The following is a 15130-nucleotide window of genomic DNA, read 5'->3' as shown; positions in this document are numbered from 1 at the left end:
AACAGTTCCGAGACATTGTCCCGGCTTGGTTCCGGTGTGGCGACCGGCCGCGACGGTCCGTCGGATCGGCGCCTCGTACGTCGGCGGGGACGCCGATGGATCCGGAGCCGCCCCGCCCCGCCCCGCCCGCCGGCCGGCCGGCCGGCCGCGGGAAAACCTCTGGACGTCCGCCGGGTCATCCGGATAACGTGATCACCACGCCGCTGAACGAACGGAAGGAGGCGAGTGCCGTGCAGTCCATCCACATTTCGCGCTCCCTCCTTGTCCGCCGGGCGTTCGTCGACTGATCCCCGGGAGCGCGGAGCACTTTTCCGCAATTCTTTCCGGAGGAACACCTCTTATGACCGAGACGGTCATCCGCGCGCTCTCCGAGAGCGACGCCCATCTCTTCGACACCCTGCCCGACCCGCTGGGCATCGGCAGTGTGCTGGCCCATGTCACCCACCGTCCCGCGTGGAAGCGGGTCGCCCTGCGCGACGGCCGGGTCGTCGCCCGCGCCGCCTGGTGGGGCGCCGACGACGACACCTCCCCCGTCAATGTGAACTGGTTCGACGTCGCCGACGGCGAGGAGGAGGCGGGTGCCGAGCTGCTGCGCACCGCGCCGTACCAGGTGGACTACGAACTGCTGCTGCCGCCCGGCTGGCGGGACGACCCGGAGCTGAAGGCCGCGGGCGAGATCCGGATCCGGGCGGCCGAGGCGGCCGGGATGCGGGTACTCGTCGAGCGCTACCGCTACCGCTGGACCCCGGAGCGGGGCCTCCCGGAGCGCCTCTCCCGGCTGGTGTACCGCCCGGAGCCGGACGACGAGGTGATCCTCGACATCCTGCGCCGCGTGCACTCTGCGACCCTCGACGCGCACGCCCTGCGCGCGATCGAACAGGGCGGCGTCGACCAGGCGGCCCGTGAGGAGCTGGAGTTCTTCCACTGGTGCCCGTCGCCGCGCGAGTGGTGGCGCGTCGCCCACACCCCCGAGGGCGAACTGGTGGGCCTGCACATCCCGGCCCGGGTCCCGGCCGGCGCCACCGCCGGCTTCATCGGTGTCGTCCCCGAGGCCCGGGGCCACGGCTACGCCTACGACCTGCTGACGGAGTGCCTCCACTTCCTCGTCGACGAGGGCGTGGACTCCGTCCTGGGCGCCACGGACCAGGGGAACATCCCCATGGCCAAGCACTTCGCCCGTGCGGGCTTCCCGGTGATCCAGGAACGGATCGACTTCGTGCCGGGAGCCTGACCCGATCCCCGTGGCGGGCCCGTCGCCGGGCCCGCCACGGGCCGCGCGCCACAGCTCCCGGCGGCGATGTCAGTGGTGGGGTCTAGCGTTCCCGTTGTGAACCTTCGACCTCTTCCCGCCGAACTGCACCCCCTCTTCCCGCCGGGCGGCGCCGACGAACGGCGGCTGTCCGCGGAGTTGCCCGCAGGACGTGTCATACGGTCCGACGAACGCGAGGGCGGGGCGCCGGTGCTCTGGCTCGGCGACGGGCCGGCAACCGCCGCCGCGTATGCGCGGTTCCGCGCCGACCACGCCCGTTCCGGGCTCCAGCCGCTGCTGCTGGACGCGCTCGATCCCGACGACGACGCGTACCGGCCGTGGGCGTGCGGTGAGCTGTTCCCGCCGAAGGAGTCCGGGGGCGAGCGGGATCCCGCCGCCGTACTCGCCGAGTGGTGGCGGGGGCATACGGGGGTGGCCGACGGCGACGAGGCCGAGCAGGACGACGACGAACGGTTCTCGGAGGTGTTCGCGCCGTTCGGGACGGGCTGGCCGGGGCTCGCGCCCGCGCCGGCCCCGGCCGGTGATCCGGGGCGGCTCGCCGACGCGCTCGCCCGTGAGCTGCTCGCCATGTCCCCCTGGCTGCGGCTCGGGCTGGTCGCGGCGCCGTCGGCCGCCGCCGCGCTCACCGTCGCGGGGTGGTCGGGGCCGGTCAATATGAGCGGGGACATCACGGCCTTCTCCGCGGTCCTCGACGACTGGGAGCGCCGGTTCGGGGCCCGGGTGGTCGCGGTCGGCTTCGCCACCCTGCGGCTGAGCGTCGCCGCGCCGCCTGTCGGCCGGGAGGCGGCGCTGGCCCTCGCCGCCGAGCACTTCGCCTTCTGCCCCGACAACATATGGCAGGGCGCGGGCAGCGTCGGCGCGTACGCGGAGGCGATCGACGGGATGCGGGAGTGGTACTTCTGGTGGGACTGAGCCCCGAGGCGGCCATGACCTCAACGGCGGTACGGACCGCCCGTCGCGGCCCGGGTCTTGCCAGGATGGGCGGGAGGCAAGGGTGCCGACGACGGACGGGGTGTGCCGGTGCTGTTCGAGGTGTGGGCGCCGACGGCGCGCGAGCGGGTCGCGCTGCGGACCGGCGGTGACGCCGGCCGTGACGACGGATCGACGACGGAGCTGGCGCGGGATCCCGACCGTGCCGGCTGGTGGACGGCGGAGGCGGCGGCCGGGGACGGCACCCGGTACGCCTTCGTGATCGACGACGGGCCGCCGCTGCCGGATCCCCGGGCCCGGCGGCTGCCCGACGGGCCGGGGAGACCGGGCGCGGTGGTCCTCCCGGACACCCATGTCTGGCGGTACGACTGGCCGGGCCGTGGGCTGCGCGGCGCGGTGCTGTACGAGCTGCACATCGGCACCTACACCCCCGACGGCACCCTCGACGCGGCCGTCGCACACCTCGGTGAGCTGGCGGAGCTGGGCGTCACCCATGTGGAGCTGATGCCGGTCTGCCCGTTCCCCGGAACGCACGGCTGGGGGTACGACGGTGTGGCGCCCTGGGCCGTGCACGAGCCGTACGGCGGGCCCGCGGCGCTGAAGCGGTTCGTGGACGCCGCCCACGGGCACGGCATCGGGGTGGTGCTGGACGTCGTCCACAACCACTTCGGCCCGTCCGGAAACGTCCTGCCCGCCTTCGGCCCGTATCTGACGGACACCCGGCGCACCCCGTGGGGCGCCGCGGTCAATCTCGACGGGCCCGGCTCGGACGAGGTCCGGGCCTTTCTGCTGGGCAGCGCGCTGATGTGGCTGCGCGAGTACCGGATCGACGGGCTGCGGCTCGACGCGGTGCACGCCCTCGCCGACGACCGGGCGCTCACCTTCCTGGAGGAGCTCTCGGCCGCGGTGGACCGGCTCGCGGGCGAGCTGGGCCGACCGCTGTTCCTGGTCGCCGAGTCCGACCGGAACGATCCGCGGACGACCGAGCCGCGGGCGACGGGCGGTATCGGGCTGCACGCCCAGTGGAACGACGACTTCCATCACGGGCTGCACACCCTGCTCACAGGGGAGTCGCAGGGCTACTACACCGATTTCGCGCGGGCCGAAGGGGGCCCGCGGGCGGCGCTGGCCCGGTCGCTGACGCGGGTGTGGTTCCACGACGGTACGTACTCCTCGTTCCGGGGCCGTACCCACGGCCGCCCGGTGGACCCGGCGACTACCCCCCTCGGGCGCTTCGTCGGGTTCGCCCAGTCCCATGACCAGATCGGCAACCGGGCGGCGGGCGACCGTCTCACGGCGCTCCTCTCCCCCGGTCTGCTGGCGTGCGCGGCGGCCCTGGTGCTGACGGGTCCTTTCACCCCGATGCTGTTCATGGGCGAGGAGTGGGGCGCGGGCACACCGTGGCAGTACTTCACCGACCACACCGACCCGGCGACGGCCGGCCTGGTGCGCGCGGGTCGGCGGGACGAGTTCGCGGCGCACGGCTGGGATCCCGGGGACGTGCCCGATCCGCAGGATCCGGAGACCCGGCGCCGTTCGTGTCTCGACCGGGCCGAGCGGACCCGCCCCCCGCACGCCCGGCTGCTGGCCTGGTACCGGGAGCTGATCGCGCTCCGCCGGGACCAGCCCGATCTGACCGACCCCGATCCGGCCGCGGTGGACGCGGCGTACGACGCCGAGGGCGAGGGCGGCCGGTTCGTCGTGCGCCGGGGCGAGCTGAGGGTCCTGTACAACCTGGCGGGGTCACCGGCCCGGTTCGCGGTCGGCACGGGCGCCCAGGTCCTCGCGTCGTGGGAGCCTTCGCCGGGTCCTGACGCGGCGGGGGAGCTGACGCTGGGCCCGGAGTCCTGCGCGGTGGTCCTGGCGCCGTGAGGGACCGTCGGCCGGGTTCACCCGGTGATGGGTTGCCCGGCGGCCGGGCATGCTTCTACGGTCGCCCGTCATGAAGCAGAAGAACCTCGGCAGGAGCGGTCTGCGGGTCGGTGAGCTGTGTCTGGGCACGATGAGCTTCGCCGGTGACGAGGACGGGCACCGGATCCTCGACGCCTTCGCGGAGGCGGGCGGTACGTTCGTCGACACCGCCGATATGTACGCGCGGGGCGCGTCGGAGGAGATCCTCGGGCGCTGGCTGGCGAAGCGGCGGCGGGAGGACGTCGTCGTGGCCACCAAGGTGTGGGGGCCGATGGGCGACGCCGCCAACGACCGGGGGCTCGGCCGCAAGCACGTCGTCGCGGCCGTGGAGGCCAGTCTGCGACGGCTGCGTACCGACTACATCGATCTGTACCAGACCCATATCTGGGACGCGACGACTCCGCTGGATGAGACCCTGGCGACCCTGGACTCCCTGGTGACGGCGGGCAAGGTGCGGTACGTGGGGACGAGCAATGTGACGGCGTCCCAGCTCCAGCGCGCCCTGGACACCTCCCGCCACCGGGGCTGGGAGCCGTATGTCTGCCTCCAGCCGCGGTACAGCCTGCTGAGCCGGGAGACGGAGTGGGAACTGCTGCCGCTCTGCGCCGAGCAGGGCGTCGGGGTCATTCCGTGGGGGCCGCTGGCGGGCGGCTGGCTGACGGGCAAGTACCGGCGCGGTATGGAGTCCGTCCCGACCGGCTCCCGGGAGGCGTACCGGCAGCAACGGAGCGGGAAGGAGGGCTGGCGGGAGCGGGCGACGGAGGAGACCTGGCGGGTGGTGGACGCCCTCGACGAGGTGGGCGCCGAGGCCGGGCGTACGCCGTCGCAGGTGGCCCTGCGCTGGCTGATGGAGCGCCCCGGGGTCACCGCCCCGATCATCGGGCCGCGCACCCCGGAGCAGTTGGCCGACCATCTGGGCGCGGTCGGCTGGGAGCTGACGGACGGGCAGCGGAAGCGGCTGGACGAGGCGAGTGCGCGCCCGCTGCCGTACCCGTACGACATGCTGGCGAACCTCGACGGCGTGTGACGCCGCCGCGGTGCCGGAGGGCGGCGGACCGGGGGCTTGCGGCCGCGACCGCGGCTACGGCTACGGCTACGGCTACGGCTACGGCTACGGCTACGCGACGATCGCCATCGCGCGGTCGGTGTTGTTGAGCCGCCGCCCGCCGTCCTCCGTCACCGCGACGATGTCCTCGATCCGGACCCCGAAGCGGCCGGGCAGATAGATCCCCGGCTCGACGGAGAAGCACATCCCGGGGACGAGCGGCTGCTCCTCGCCCTCGATCATGTACGGCGGTTCATGGGTGGTGACCCCGATGCCGTGTCCGGTGCGGTGGATGAACAGGTCCCCGTACCCGGCCGCCTCGATGATCTCGCGGGCCGCCCGGTCGACGTCCTGGCAGGCGGCGCCGGGCCGGACCGCCTCGTATCCGGCCTGCTGCGCCTCGCGGACGACGTCGTGGACGTGCTGCTCGGCGGGGGTCGGCTCGCCGACGTGGACCGTGCGGCTGGTGTCGGAGCCGTAGCCGTCCTTGAGTCCGCCGAAGTCCAGGACGACCGTGTCGCCGGGCTCGATGGTCCGGTCCCCGGCCTCGTGGTGCGGGTTGGCGCCGTTGGGGCCCGAGCCGACGATGGTGAAGTCGACCTGGGAATGGCCGAAGTCCCGCAGCAGACCGGCGAGGTCGGCGGCGACCTCGGTCTCGCGGCGGCCCGCGAAACGGACTTCGAGGATCTTCTCGTACGCCGCGTCGGCCGCGGCGCCCGCGGCGGCGAGCCGCTCCAGCTCCCGGGCGTCCTTGACGGCGCGCAGCATGGGGAGGGCGTCGGTGAGGGCCGTGTACGCCGTGCCGGGCAGGGCCGTGCCGAGGCCGAGGAGGTGCAGGGCCCAGGTGTTGTCGCTGACCGCGAACCGGCCCGCCGGGTCCAGCAGCCCGGCCGTCACGGCGTACGGGTCCTTGCCGTCGGCCCAGTCGCGCAGGGCGATCCCGGGCGCGCCGGCGGCCTTCTCGGCGTCGGGGGCCTCCAGGGCGGGGACGACGAGGACGGGTTCGCGTCCGGCGACGAGGACGAGGAGGGTGAGGCGCTCGGTGGTGGGCGGCGCGTAGCCGGTGAGATGGACCAGGTCGGGTCCTGGGGCGACGAGGACGCCCGCGAGTCCGGCGTCGGCGGCGGCGCGGGCGGCCCGGTCCATCCGGGCGCGGTAGTCGTCGGCCGTGAAGGGCGCGGGGGGCGTCTGCGTTTGCGTCGGCGGCGGCGTCATCGGCATGGCTCCATCCTGCCCGGGGCGCGGAAGGGGCGCGAGCCCGGTGGGCCGTGCCCCGTACCCCCGTACCGCGATACCCCCGTACCGCCGTACGTCGGTCAGCCGTCGTCGTCGCCGACGAGACGTTCCAGCAGTTCCTGGAACTCCTCCCCCACCACGATCCGCAGCCCCTCCCCGTCCTCGTCGTGGTCGCTGAGCTGGGTGAGGGTGCCGTCGCGCCACCAGTAGACGTACGGCGAGATCGCTCCGGGTGTGTCGGCGAAGCCGGACGCCGCGAACGACGTCATGGCGTTGAGGGCCGGGATCAGTCCGGCGTCCCGGATGACGTGGAAGGCGAGCTGGTGCCGGAAGGGGAAGGCGACCAGGGCGCCGTCGGACGACAGCGTCTCGCCCGTCACCTCCCGGACGACGCTCTCCAGCGTCAGGACCCGGCTGGCGGTGTAGAAGGAGTCCCCGATGACGACCTCGAAGCGGAGCCCGTCGCCGCCCTTGACGGTCTCATGGCCCTCCAGTGGCAGTCCGCGCAGGTTGTACAGGGCCTGTTGGCGCAGGTACGGCAGATCGCCGAGGGGGGCGAGGGCGTCGTCGGTGAGCATCATGACGCTCTCCGGCAGGTCGAGGGCGATGATCTCGTAGAGGCCGGGCGCGATCCGGCGGGCGTAGTGGAAGTTCTCCGGGTCGAAGCCCTCGGCGCCCAGGACCCGGGGGTAGAGCTGGGCGCGGATCTGCTCGGTGGAGAGGGTGTCGAGGGCGGAGGGCGCGTCCATGGTCCGCAGCACCATGCCCACATGCCGCCGGACGAGTTCCGGCCAGGCGCGCGGCCCCCGGTCGTCGTTGTGAAGGACGGCGGCGAGATTGGCGAGTCCGAACTGGCGTCCGGCGCTGTCGGTGACGACGTCGGTGTAGACCGTCACTTCGAGGCCCTGTTCGGCGAAGGCCTCCCGGACCTGGGCGCGGAACCGGGTGCCCTCGTCGGCCGACAGGTAGGAGAACTCGGGGTCCCGTGGCGCGTCGCTGCGGTCGCGCTTCGACCCCCGCCGGAACAACCCCACGTCAACCGCCTCCCGCTCGACCCGCCACACCTCGGGATCGAGCCTACCCACCCCGGTAGCCCGGCCCGGCAAAGATCCGTTCAACAGATCGGTTCGGGGCCGGGGCGGGATCCGGACCAAAGCGCGGCCGGGGACGCGGACCGAGACGGGCGCAGGGGCGCGACCGGGTCGGGGCAGGAGTCAGGGCAGGGGGACGACGAGGTCGGCGCGGGCCCGGCCGCGGGCCACGAGCCGGGCGTTGGGCTGGTCGGATTCGGTCACCCAGCGCCGGGCGTGACCGGGTTCCTTGCCGTAGGCAATATGCCGGGCGACGAGCCGCCGCAGCCGGGTGGCCTCGTCGGGTTCCACGTACCAGATCTCGTCGATCAGGGGCCGTACCCGGCTCCAGGGCCCTTCGTCGTGGAGGAGGTAGTTGCCCTCGGTGACGACGAGGGGGACATCGGGCGGTACGGGCACGGCTCCCGCGACCGGCTCCTCCAGGGCCCGGTCGAAGGCGGGGGCGTAGACGGTGACTCCGGCTTCGGCGGCGCGCAGCCGGGTGAGCAGGGCGACGTATCCGTCGGCGTCGAAGGTGTCGGGCGCCCCTTTGCGGTGGTCGCGTCCCAGCCGCCGCAGCTCGGCCCCGGCCAGGTGGAAGCCGTCCATGGGGACGAGGACGGCGGCCGGTCCCCCGCCGAGCGCGGCGACCAGCCGGGCGGCGAGGGTGGACTTCCCGGCGCCGGGCGCCCCGGCGATACCGAGGATCCGCCGCCGCCCGGGCACGGCGAGGGCCCGGGCGCGGGCGGTCAGCTGCTCGGGAAGGACGGCGGTGGGCCCGGTGTCGGGCCCGTTGGCTGACACGGTCGGCGCGCCGCTAGACGGCGCCGCCGGAACCCTCGGAACCGCCGGAGCCTTCGGGGCCTTCGGAACCGTCAGGGGTCAGCCGGAGGGAGATGCTGTTGATGCAGTAGCGCTGGTCCGTCGGGGTCGGATACCCCTCACCTTCGAACACATGTCCGAGGTGGGATCCGCACCGGGCGCATCGGACCTCCGTACGGGCCATGCCGTGCGAGCGGTCCTCCAGCAGCTCCACCGCGTCGGAGTCCTTCGGATCGAAGAAGGACGGCCAGCCGCAGTGGGAGGCGAACTTGGTGTCGGAGCGGAACAGCTCGGCGCCGCAGGCACGACAGGAGTACACACCCTCGGTGGTGGTGTCGGTGTACTCACCGGTGAACGCGGGCTCGGTGCCCGCCTGCCGCAGGACCTGGTACTCGGCGGGGCTCAGCTCCACGCGCCACTGCTCGTCCGGCTTCTGGATCTCGTACGCCATGGGAACCGCTTCCTCAGCTCGACGAAAGGGTCCGGCCGGAGAGCCGGGCCAGGATCACGGGGCCGAGGTCGGTCACGTCCCCGGCTCCCATGGTGAGAACGAGATCGCCGGGCCGGGCCATTCCCGCGATCGTGTCGGCGACCGCCGCCTGGTCGTGCACGGGAGTGACGTCGGCGCCCGCGGCCCGGGCGGCGTCCACGATCAGGGCGCTGGTGACACCGGGGATCGGGTCCTCACGCGCCGGGTAGACGTCCAGGACGACGGAGGCGTCGGCCAGGGCGAGCGCGTCGCCCATCTCCTTGCCCAGCTCCCGGGTGCGGGAGAACAGGTGCGGCTGGAAGACGACGAGCAGCCGGGAGTCGGCAGCGGCGCCCCGCATGGCCTCCAGGTCGGCGGTCATCTCGGTGGGGTGGTGGGCGTACGAGTCGATGACCCGCACCCCGTCCGCCTCGCCCTTGAGCTGGAGGCGGCGGCCGACGCCGGTGTACGTGCCGAGGGCGGAGGCCAGATTGTGCGCCGGGATGCCGAGGGCGACCCCGGCGGCCAGCGCGGCGACCGCGTTGTGCGCGTAGTGGCTGCCGGGGACCGAGACCGTGAAGGTCAGGAACCGGCCGTCGAGCAGGACCGTGACCTCGGTGGTCAGCCCACGCGGGGTGATCCGGTGGATGCGGATGTCGGCGGTCTCGGACTCGCCGTAGGTGACCACGTTCAGCCCGTCCCGGCCGCGGACCCGCTCGGTCAGCTCGACCGCGCCGGCCTGGTCGGCGGAGACCACCAGCGTGCCGCCGGGGACGATCCGGCCGGCGAAGGTGTCGAAGGACTCGTGGATCTCGGCCATGGAGGCGTAGTTGGCGTGGTGGTCCAGCTCCACATTGAGGACGATCGCGACCTCGGGGGCGTACTTGTGGAAGCTGCGGTCGCTCTCGTCGGCCTCGGCGACGAAGATCTCGCCGTCGCCGTGCCGGGCGTTGGTCCCGGGGCCGGCCAGATCGCCGCCGATCGCGTACGAGGGGTCGAGGCCCAGCTCCGAGAGGGCGACCGCCAGCATGGACGTGGTGGTGGTCTTGCCGTGCGTACCGGCGACGGCGATCGGGCGGAGCCCGTCCATCAGGGACGCCAGCGCGTCGGCGCGGTGGACCACCGGCACCGAGAGCCCGGCGGCGCGCACCAGCTCGGGGTTGTCGGCGCGGATCGCGCTGGAGACGACGACACAGCTGGCGTCGTCGGCGAGGTGCTCGGCCGCGTGTCCGATGTGGACGGTGGCGCCGAGGGCCCGCAGGGCATCCGCCGTGGCCGACTCCTTGGCGTCGCTGCCCGCCACCTGCGCGCCGCGGCGGGCGAGGATCTTCGCGATACCGGACATCCCGGCGCCGCCGATGCCGATGAAGTGGGGGCGTGCCATGGCGGTGGGGATGGCGGATGCCATGCGTGTCTCCGCTTTCTGTTCGGGTCTGCGGCCGGTCGCTCTCCGGCCGGTGACCACCCTATTCGCTGTGGGCGAAGAGCTTGAGCACCGGGACGCCGACCTTGTGCCGGGCCCTGGAGGCCCAGTCCCGGTGGAAGAACTCCTCCACGTAGTGCGGGGCGGTCAGCACGATCACCTCGTCGGCGTTCGACTCGTCGACCACGGTCCTCAGCATGTCGAGGGGGTGGTCCTCGACGACCTGGCCCACGGCCTCGGAGCCGGCCCCGCGCAGGGCGCGCAGGGAGTGTTCCAGGGCCAGCTCGGCGGGGGCGACCGCGTCGTCGCCCTCGGGTACGTCGCCCTCGCGCACGGCGTCCTTCAGCTCGCCGAGGGCCACGTCGTCGATCGCGCGCAGCAGGACATCGGCCTGGGCACCGCGGGGCTGCATCAGCACGACGAACGAGACGGCCTCGTCCCCGTGGAGGGTTGTCACAAAATCCACATCGACGGACGTCAGGGGCTTCTCGATCATCAGTACGCTTGTGAACACGTTCAGGAGCCCTTCTGCGGAAACCATCCTTCCCCGTGACCGCACGGGGTCTGCGAAAGTAAGTCTGCCCAGCCGAAGCTAACCGGAACGGGAAATTCCGCCGATTGTCAGATGCGACGGTAGCGGGTGAAGAGGAACCCCGCCTCCTCCAGTACGGACACCAGTGCGAACCGTTCGGGAACGGTCACTCCCGGGCCGTCGGTGATCCGCTGGGCGTCGCCCGCGGTCATCACGGGCGCCACCGTCAGACACAGCTCGTCCAGTACGCCGGCGGCCACGAACCGGCCCAGCAGCCGGGGGCCGCCCTCGACGAGCTGCCGGGTCAGTCCCCGCCCGGCCAGCGCCGCCACGGCCTGCGCCGGGTCCACCCCGGGCCCGTCACCCGCGATCACGACCTCGGCGCCCGCCCGCTCGGCGGCCCGCACCCGCTCCGGCGCCGCCCCCGCGCCGGTGAGGATCAGCGTCGGCACCAGCGGCTCGGTGAAGAGCGGAGCCGTCAGATCGAGGTCGAGGGACGCGCTGACCACCGCGATCGCCGGGGCGGGCGCCTGCCCGGCGGCGGCCCGGCGGGCCGCGAACGCCTCCCGGGCCTTCGCGGGCCGGTACCCCTCACTGCGGACCGTCTCGGCCCCCGCGATCACCACATCGCTCAGCGCCCGCAGTACCCCGAAGATCCGCATATCGGCGGCGCCGGACAGCGGCTGGGACGCTCCGCCGTGCTGGGCCGCGCCGTCCAGCGACGCGACCATGTTCGCCCGCAGCCACGCCCCCGGCCCCCCGGCGGCCGGCGGGGGGTAGCCGTACAGCTCCGCCAGCTCTTCCAGCGACCACTCACGGTCGCGGTCGGGTGTCTGATCGGTCACAGGGAGCAGGCGTCGCATGCCCAGCAGTCTCCCATGACGCTTACAGTGGATAACTGTGCCGACCCCTGCCACCAGCCCCATAACCGCCGGTCCGCCGCATTCGCTGGCCGCGCGCCGCCCCCATGTCTCCGTCGAGCAGATGGTGGCCGCGCTGGAGCCGCCGTGGCGCTTCGACACCGTCCGCTTCGATACGTACATACCGGATCCGAACCACCCCAGCCAGGCCGAGGCGGTCACCCGGCTGGCCGCCTTCGCGGCCGGGATCGGCCGGGGTCCCGCGGCGGAGACGGGCCTGCGCCGCTGGCTCTCCCGCAAGCCCGCCGCGCCCACCGGGCCGAGCGGTGTCTATCTCGACGGCGGCTACGGCGTCGGCAAGACGCATCTGCTGGCCTCCGTGTGGCACGCCGCGGCCGTCCCGGTCCACCAGAAGGCGTTCTGCACCTTCGTGGAGCTGACGAACCTGGTCGGCGCGCTGGGCTTCCAGGAGACCGTCCGCGTCCTCGGCCGGTACCGGCTGCTCTGCATCGACGAGTTCGAGCTGGACGACCCGGGCGATACGGTCCTGGTGTCGTCGCTGCTGTCGAAGCTGGTGGCGGCCGGGGTGTCGCTGGCGGCCACCTCCAACACCCTGCCGGGCAAGCTGGGCGAGGGCCGGTTCGCCGCCGCCGACTTCCTGCGCGAGATCCAGGGGCTCTCCGCCCACTTCCGGCCGCTGCGGATCGACGGCGAGGACTACCGCCACCGGGGGCTGCCCGAGGCCCCGCACCCGTACGCCGACGAAGTCGTCACCAAGACGGCGCGGACCACCCCCGGCGCGTCCCTCGACCACTTCCCCCATCTGCTCGGGCACCTCTCCCAGGTGCACCCCAGCCGCTACGGGATGCTGATCGAGGGCGTCGAGCTGGTCTGTCTGACCGGTGTCGAGCCCGTACCGGACCAGTCGACGGCGCTGCGGCTGGTCGTCCTCGCCGACCGGCTCTACGACGCCGAGGTGCCCGTGGTGACCTCCGGGGTCCCCTTCGACCGGCTGTTCGGCGAGGAGATGCTCAACGGCGGCTACCGCAAGAAGTACTTCCGGGCGATCTCCCGCCTCACGGCGCTGGCCCGCGACGCCCAGGGCCCCGCCGGCGAGGAGCCCGGCGCGAAGAGTTCGCGTACCACGCGCGCGAAGGGCTCCGGGGACTCCCCCGGCGGCTCCTGAACCGACGCCCCGTCAGGGCTCGCGGGCCGGTTTCCGGTCCGGCCGGTTTTCCCGAGCACCGTCGCGACCAGTAGGTTCGAGGGGCGCAACCAGCGCTCCAACAGAAGGTCAGAAGGGATTTCACACCATGGCCACGACTCGCACGGCGCACACGGTCTGGGAAGGCGATCTGCTGAAGGGGTCGGGCGAGGTCACCTTCGACTCGTCCGGCATCGGTACGCAGCCGGTCTCCTGGCCGTCCCGCGCCGAGCAGGCCAATGGCAAGACCAGCCCCGAAGAGCTGATCGCCGCGGCCCACTCCAGCTGCTTCTCGATGGCCCTCTCGCACGGTCTGGCCGGCGCGGGCAACCCGCCCACCCGTCTGGAGACCAAGGCGGACGTCACCTTCCAGCCGGGTGAGGGCATCACCGGCATTCATCTGACCGTCCGCGGCGAGGTGCCCGGGATCGACGCGGAGGCCTTCGCCGCCGCCGCGGAGAACGCCAAGAAGAACTGCCCGGTGAGCCAGGCCCTGACCGGCACCACCATCACCCTCACCGCCGAACTGGCCTGATCCCGGCGGCCGGGGAAACGGCTGAAGATCCCCCGGCGGACGTCCAGTTTCAGACTTCACAGCCGTCCCGGTGACCCGCACGGTTCACGCACCCACCAGGTGCGTGCTACATACGTGCGGGTCACTTTTTGTGTCCCGGATCACTCGCCCAGGATCACACCACCGCGTTTCCCCCGTCCCCGTTCCACCGTTCTCCCTTCCGTCGGCCGCCCCCATCCGGGCCGTACGTCCCGCACGACCCCGCACGACCTCGCACGACCCCGCTCCGCCGTCAGTCGTCATTCCTGTCCGCCACAGGGAGTTGCCTCATGCCGGAAACCTCACGTCGCAACGTTCTCGCCGGAACCGGCGCGCTGGGCGCGTCGATCGCCTTCGCCGGAACGCTCTCCGAACTCTTCGCGGGTACGGCCGCGGCCCACAGCCGGGCCGGCTACGGCCCGCTCGTCCCCGACCCCGCCGGACTCCTCGACCTGCCGAAGGGCTTCCGCTACCGGGTGCTGTCCCGGGAGGGGCAGCCCCTGTCGTCGGGCGAGGGCACGATCCCGGGCAACCACGACGGGATGGCCGCCTTCGCCGGGCGCGGCGGCCGGACCTATCTCGTCCGCAACCACGAGAACGACCCCACCGACCCGCTGCCCGTACCTGCGGTGCCGGGGCTGACCTACGACCCGGCGGCCACCGGTGGCTGTACCGTCCTCGAACTCGACGACGACAACCGGGTGCTGTCCGAGCGGGTCGCCATCGCCGGTACGGCGGTGAACTGCGCGGGCGGCCCCACCCCGTGGGGCACCTGGCTCACCTGCGAGGAGGACGAGAGCCGCGCCGGTACCGGCGGCTACACCAAGGACCACGGCTTCGTCTTCGAGGTCGACGGCGCCGACCCGCGCAGATCCGGCGCCGTACCGCTGACCGCGATGGGCCGCTTCGAACACGAGGCCGTCGCGGTCGACCCCAGGACGGGCATCATCTACGAGACCGAGGACGCCAAGCGCCCCTTCGGTCTCTTCTTCCGCTTCCTCCCCGACCGCCCGCTCGGCGGCCCCGGTTCGCTCCGCGCGGGCGGCCGGCTGGAGGCGATGCGGGTCCCCGGGCTGGCCGATCTGTCGGCGGTCTCCGAACCCGGGACCTCGTTCGACCGGGTCGAATGGGTGCCGGTGCCCGACAGCCAGGCCGTCACGACCTCCGTACGCTCCCAGGACTACGGCCCCGGCGGTATCACCCGCGCCCAGAAGCTGGAGGGCGCGTGGTGGGGCGGCCGCTCGGTCTACTTCGTCTCCAGCTACGCCCGCAGCAGCCAGGGCTCCGCCGGTGACCACTTCGGCCAGGTGTGGAAGTACGAGCCGGGCCGGCGGCGGCTCACCCTGGTGGTGATCTTCGGGCCCGGCCACGACATCCAGACCCCCGGCGAGAACCCGGACAACATCTGCCTGGCCCCCGGCGGCAACCTGATGGTCTGCGAGGACGGCGCCGGCGCCCAGCACGTGTACGGGGTGTCGCGCCGGGGCGAGATCTACGAGATGGCCCGCAACCGCCAGAACATCGGCACCCCCGAGCTGCCCGAGTGGGGCGAGTTCGCGGGCGTGGTGTTCTCCCCGGACAACGAGACGATGTTCGTCAACTGCTACCGCCCCGGCACGACCTTCGCCATCACGGGCCCCTGGCGCGACTGACCTCCGTCCGGCGGCCCGGGACACGTTCCCGGGCCGCCGCGCCCCCGGGCGGGGGGGCCCCGGGGGGGGGGGCCGGGTGGGGTACCGGGGAGGGCACCCGCCGGGGCCGCCCCCCCCGCGCGCGGTACACCGCGCCCCTGGCGTGCGCGGGGC

The 15130-nt window shown here is 73.1% G+C and carries 14 protein-coding genes; 7 read left to right on the top strand and 7 right to left on the bottom strand.

The genetic code is table 11. The features are described from left to right. Window positions 1-340 precede the first annotated feature (340 nt). The 4 genes from ACFXG1_RS10455 to ACFXG1_RS10440 all read left to right on the top strand — a co-directional run bounded on the left by ACFXG1_RS10455 (window position 341) and on the right by ACFXG1_RS10440 (window position 5138). Window positions 341-1231 carry a GNAT family N-acetyltransferase gene (locus ACFXG1_RS10455; RefSeq protein WP_384724452.1) on the top strand — a complete coding sequence of 297 codons (891 nt, stop codon included), beginning with the start codon at window positions 341-343 and terminating at the stop codon, window positions 1229-1231. Between the two features lie 96 nt (window positions 1232-1327). Next, entirely contained in the window at window positions 1328-2182 is an 855-nt protein-coding gene (locus ACFXG1_RS10450) for a DUF4253 domain-containing protein (RefSeq protein WP_384742027.1), read from the top strand. A gap of 108 nt (window positions 2183-2290) precedes the next feature. Then, on the top strand, window positions 2291-4072 hold the full coding sequence (gene treZ, locus ACFXG1_RS10445; RefSeq protein ID WP_384711822.1) for a malto-oligosyltrehalose trehalohydrolase: 1782 nt from the start codon (window positions 2291-2293) through the stop codon (window positions 4070-4072). A 70-nt stretch (window positions 4073-4142) separates the two neighbouring features. Continuing rightward, on the top strand, window positions 4143-5138 hold the full coding sequence (locus tag ACFXG1_RS10440) for an aldo/keto reductase (protein WP_384711791.1): 996 nt from the start codon (window positions 4143-4145) through the stop codon (window positions 5136-5138). Window positions 5139-5228: 90 nt separating this feature from the next. On the opposite strand, the gene ACFXG1_RS10435 is transcribed toward ACFXG1_RS10440, so the two are convergent. The 7 genes from ACFXG1_RS10435 to ACFXG1_RS10405 all read right to left on the bottom strand — a co-directional run bounded on the left by ACFXG1_RS10435 (window position 5229) and on the right by ACFXG1_RS10405 (window position 11571). Continuing rightward, window positions 5229-6377, bottom strand: a complete 1149-nt coding sequence (locus ACFXG1_RS10435; protein WP_384742025.1) for a M24 family metallopeptidase — start codon at window positions 6375-6377, stop codon at window positions 5229-5231. 95 nt (window positions 6378-6472) lie between these two features. Next, a complete protein-coding gene (locus ACFXG1_RS10430) occupies window positions 6473-7426 on the bottom strand; it encodes a hypothetical protein (protein WP_384711797.1) in 954 nt (317 codons plus the stop codon). Window positions 7427-7606: 180 nt separating this feature from the next. Next, window positions 7607-8266 (bottom strand): nucleoside/nucleotide kinase family protein, encoded by a 660-nt coding sequence (locus ACFXG1_RS10425; protein ID WP_384711800.1) that lies wholly within the window; start codon window positions 8264-8266, stop codon window positions 7607-7609. Window positions 8267-8279: 13 nt separating this feature from the next. Continuing rightward, entirely contained in the window at window positions 8280-8735 is a 456-nt protein-coding gene (msrB, locus tag ACFXG1_RS10420; RefSeq protein ID WP_384711803.1) for a peptide-methionine (R)-S-oxide reductase MsrB, read from the bottom strand. 13 nt (window positions 8736-8748) lie between these two features. Then, a complete protein-coding gene (gene murC / locus ACFXG1_RS10415; RefSeq protein WP_384711806.1) occupies window positions 8749-10161 on the bottom strand; it encodes a UDP-N-acetylmuramate--L-alanine ligase in 1413 nt (470 codons plus the stop codon). A 58-nt stretch (window positions 10162-10219) separates the two neighbouring features. Continuing rightward, on the bottom strand, window positions 10220-10690 hold the full coding sequence (locus ACFXG1_RS10410; RefSeq protein ID WP_384711809.1) for an indole-3-glycerol phosphate synthase: 471 nt from the start codon (window positions 10688-10690) through the stop codon (window positions 10220-10222). Window positions 10691-10797: 107 nt separating this feature from the next. Beyond that, window positions 10798-11571, bottom strand: coding sequence for a pyrimidine reductase family protein (locus ACFXG1_RS10405; protein ID WP_384742022.1), 774 nt, complete (start codon window positions 11569-11571; stop codon window positions 10798-10800). Window positions 11572-11608: 37 nt separating this feature from the next. On the opposite strand from ACFXG1_RS10405, the gene zapE reads away from it, so the two are divergent. The 3 genes from zapE (at window position 11609) to ACFXG1_RS10390 (ending at window position 14977) form a co-directional block, all read left to right on the top strand. Next, complete coding sequence (gene zapE, locus ACFXG1_RS10400; RefSeq protein ID WP_384711812.1) at window positions 11609-12754, top strand: cell division protein ZapE; 1146 nt, start codon at window positions 11609-11611, stop codon at window positions 12752-12754. Window positions 12755-12881: 127 nt separating this feature from the next. Then, entirely contained in the window at window positions 12882-13307 is a 426-nt protein-coding gene (locus ACFXG1_RS10395) for an OsmC family peroxiredoxin (protein ID WP_384711815.1), read from the top strand. Window positions 13308-13615: 308 nt separating this feature from the next. Then, complete coding sequence (locus tag ACFXG1_RS10390) at window positions 13616-14977, top strand: alkaline phosphatase PhoX (protein ID WP_384742020.1); 1362 nt, start codon at window positions 13616-13618, stop codon at window positions 14975-14977. Window positions 14978-15130 lie beyond the last annotated feature (153 nt).

Origin of the sequence: Streptomyces sp. NPDC059248, assembly GCF_042753905.1 — a bacterium.
Classification (GTDB): Bacteria; Actinomycetota; Actinomycetes; order Streptomycetales; family Streptomycetaceae; genus Streptomyces.
Note: the sequence above shows the minus strand (reverse complement) of the source record. Positions and strands in the feature narration are given on the sequence as shown.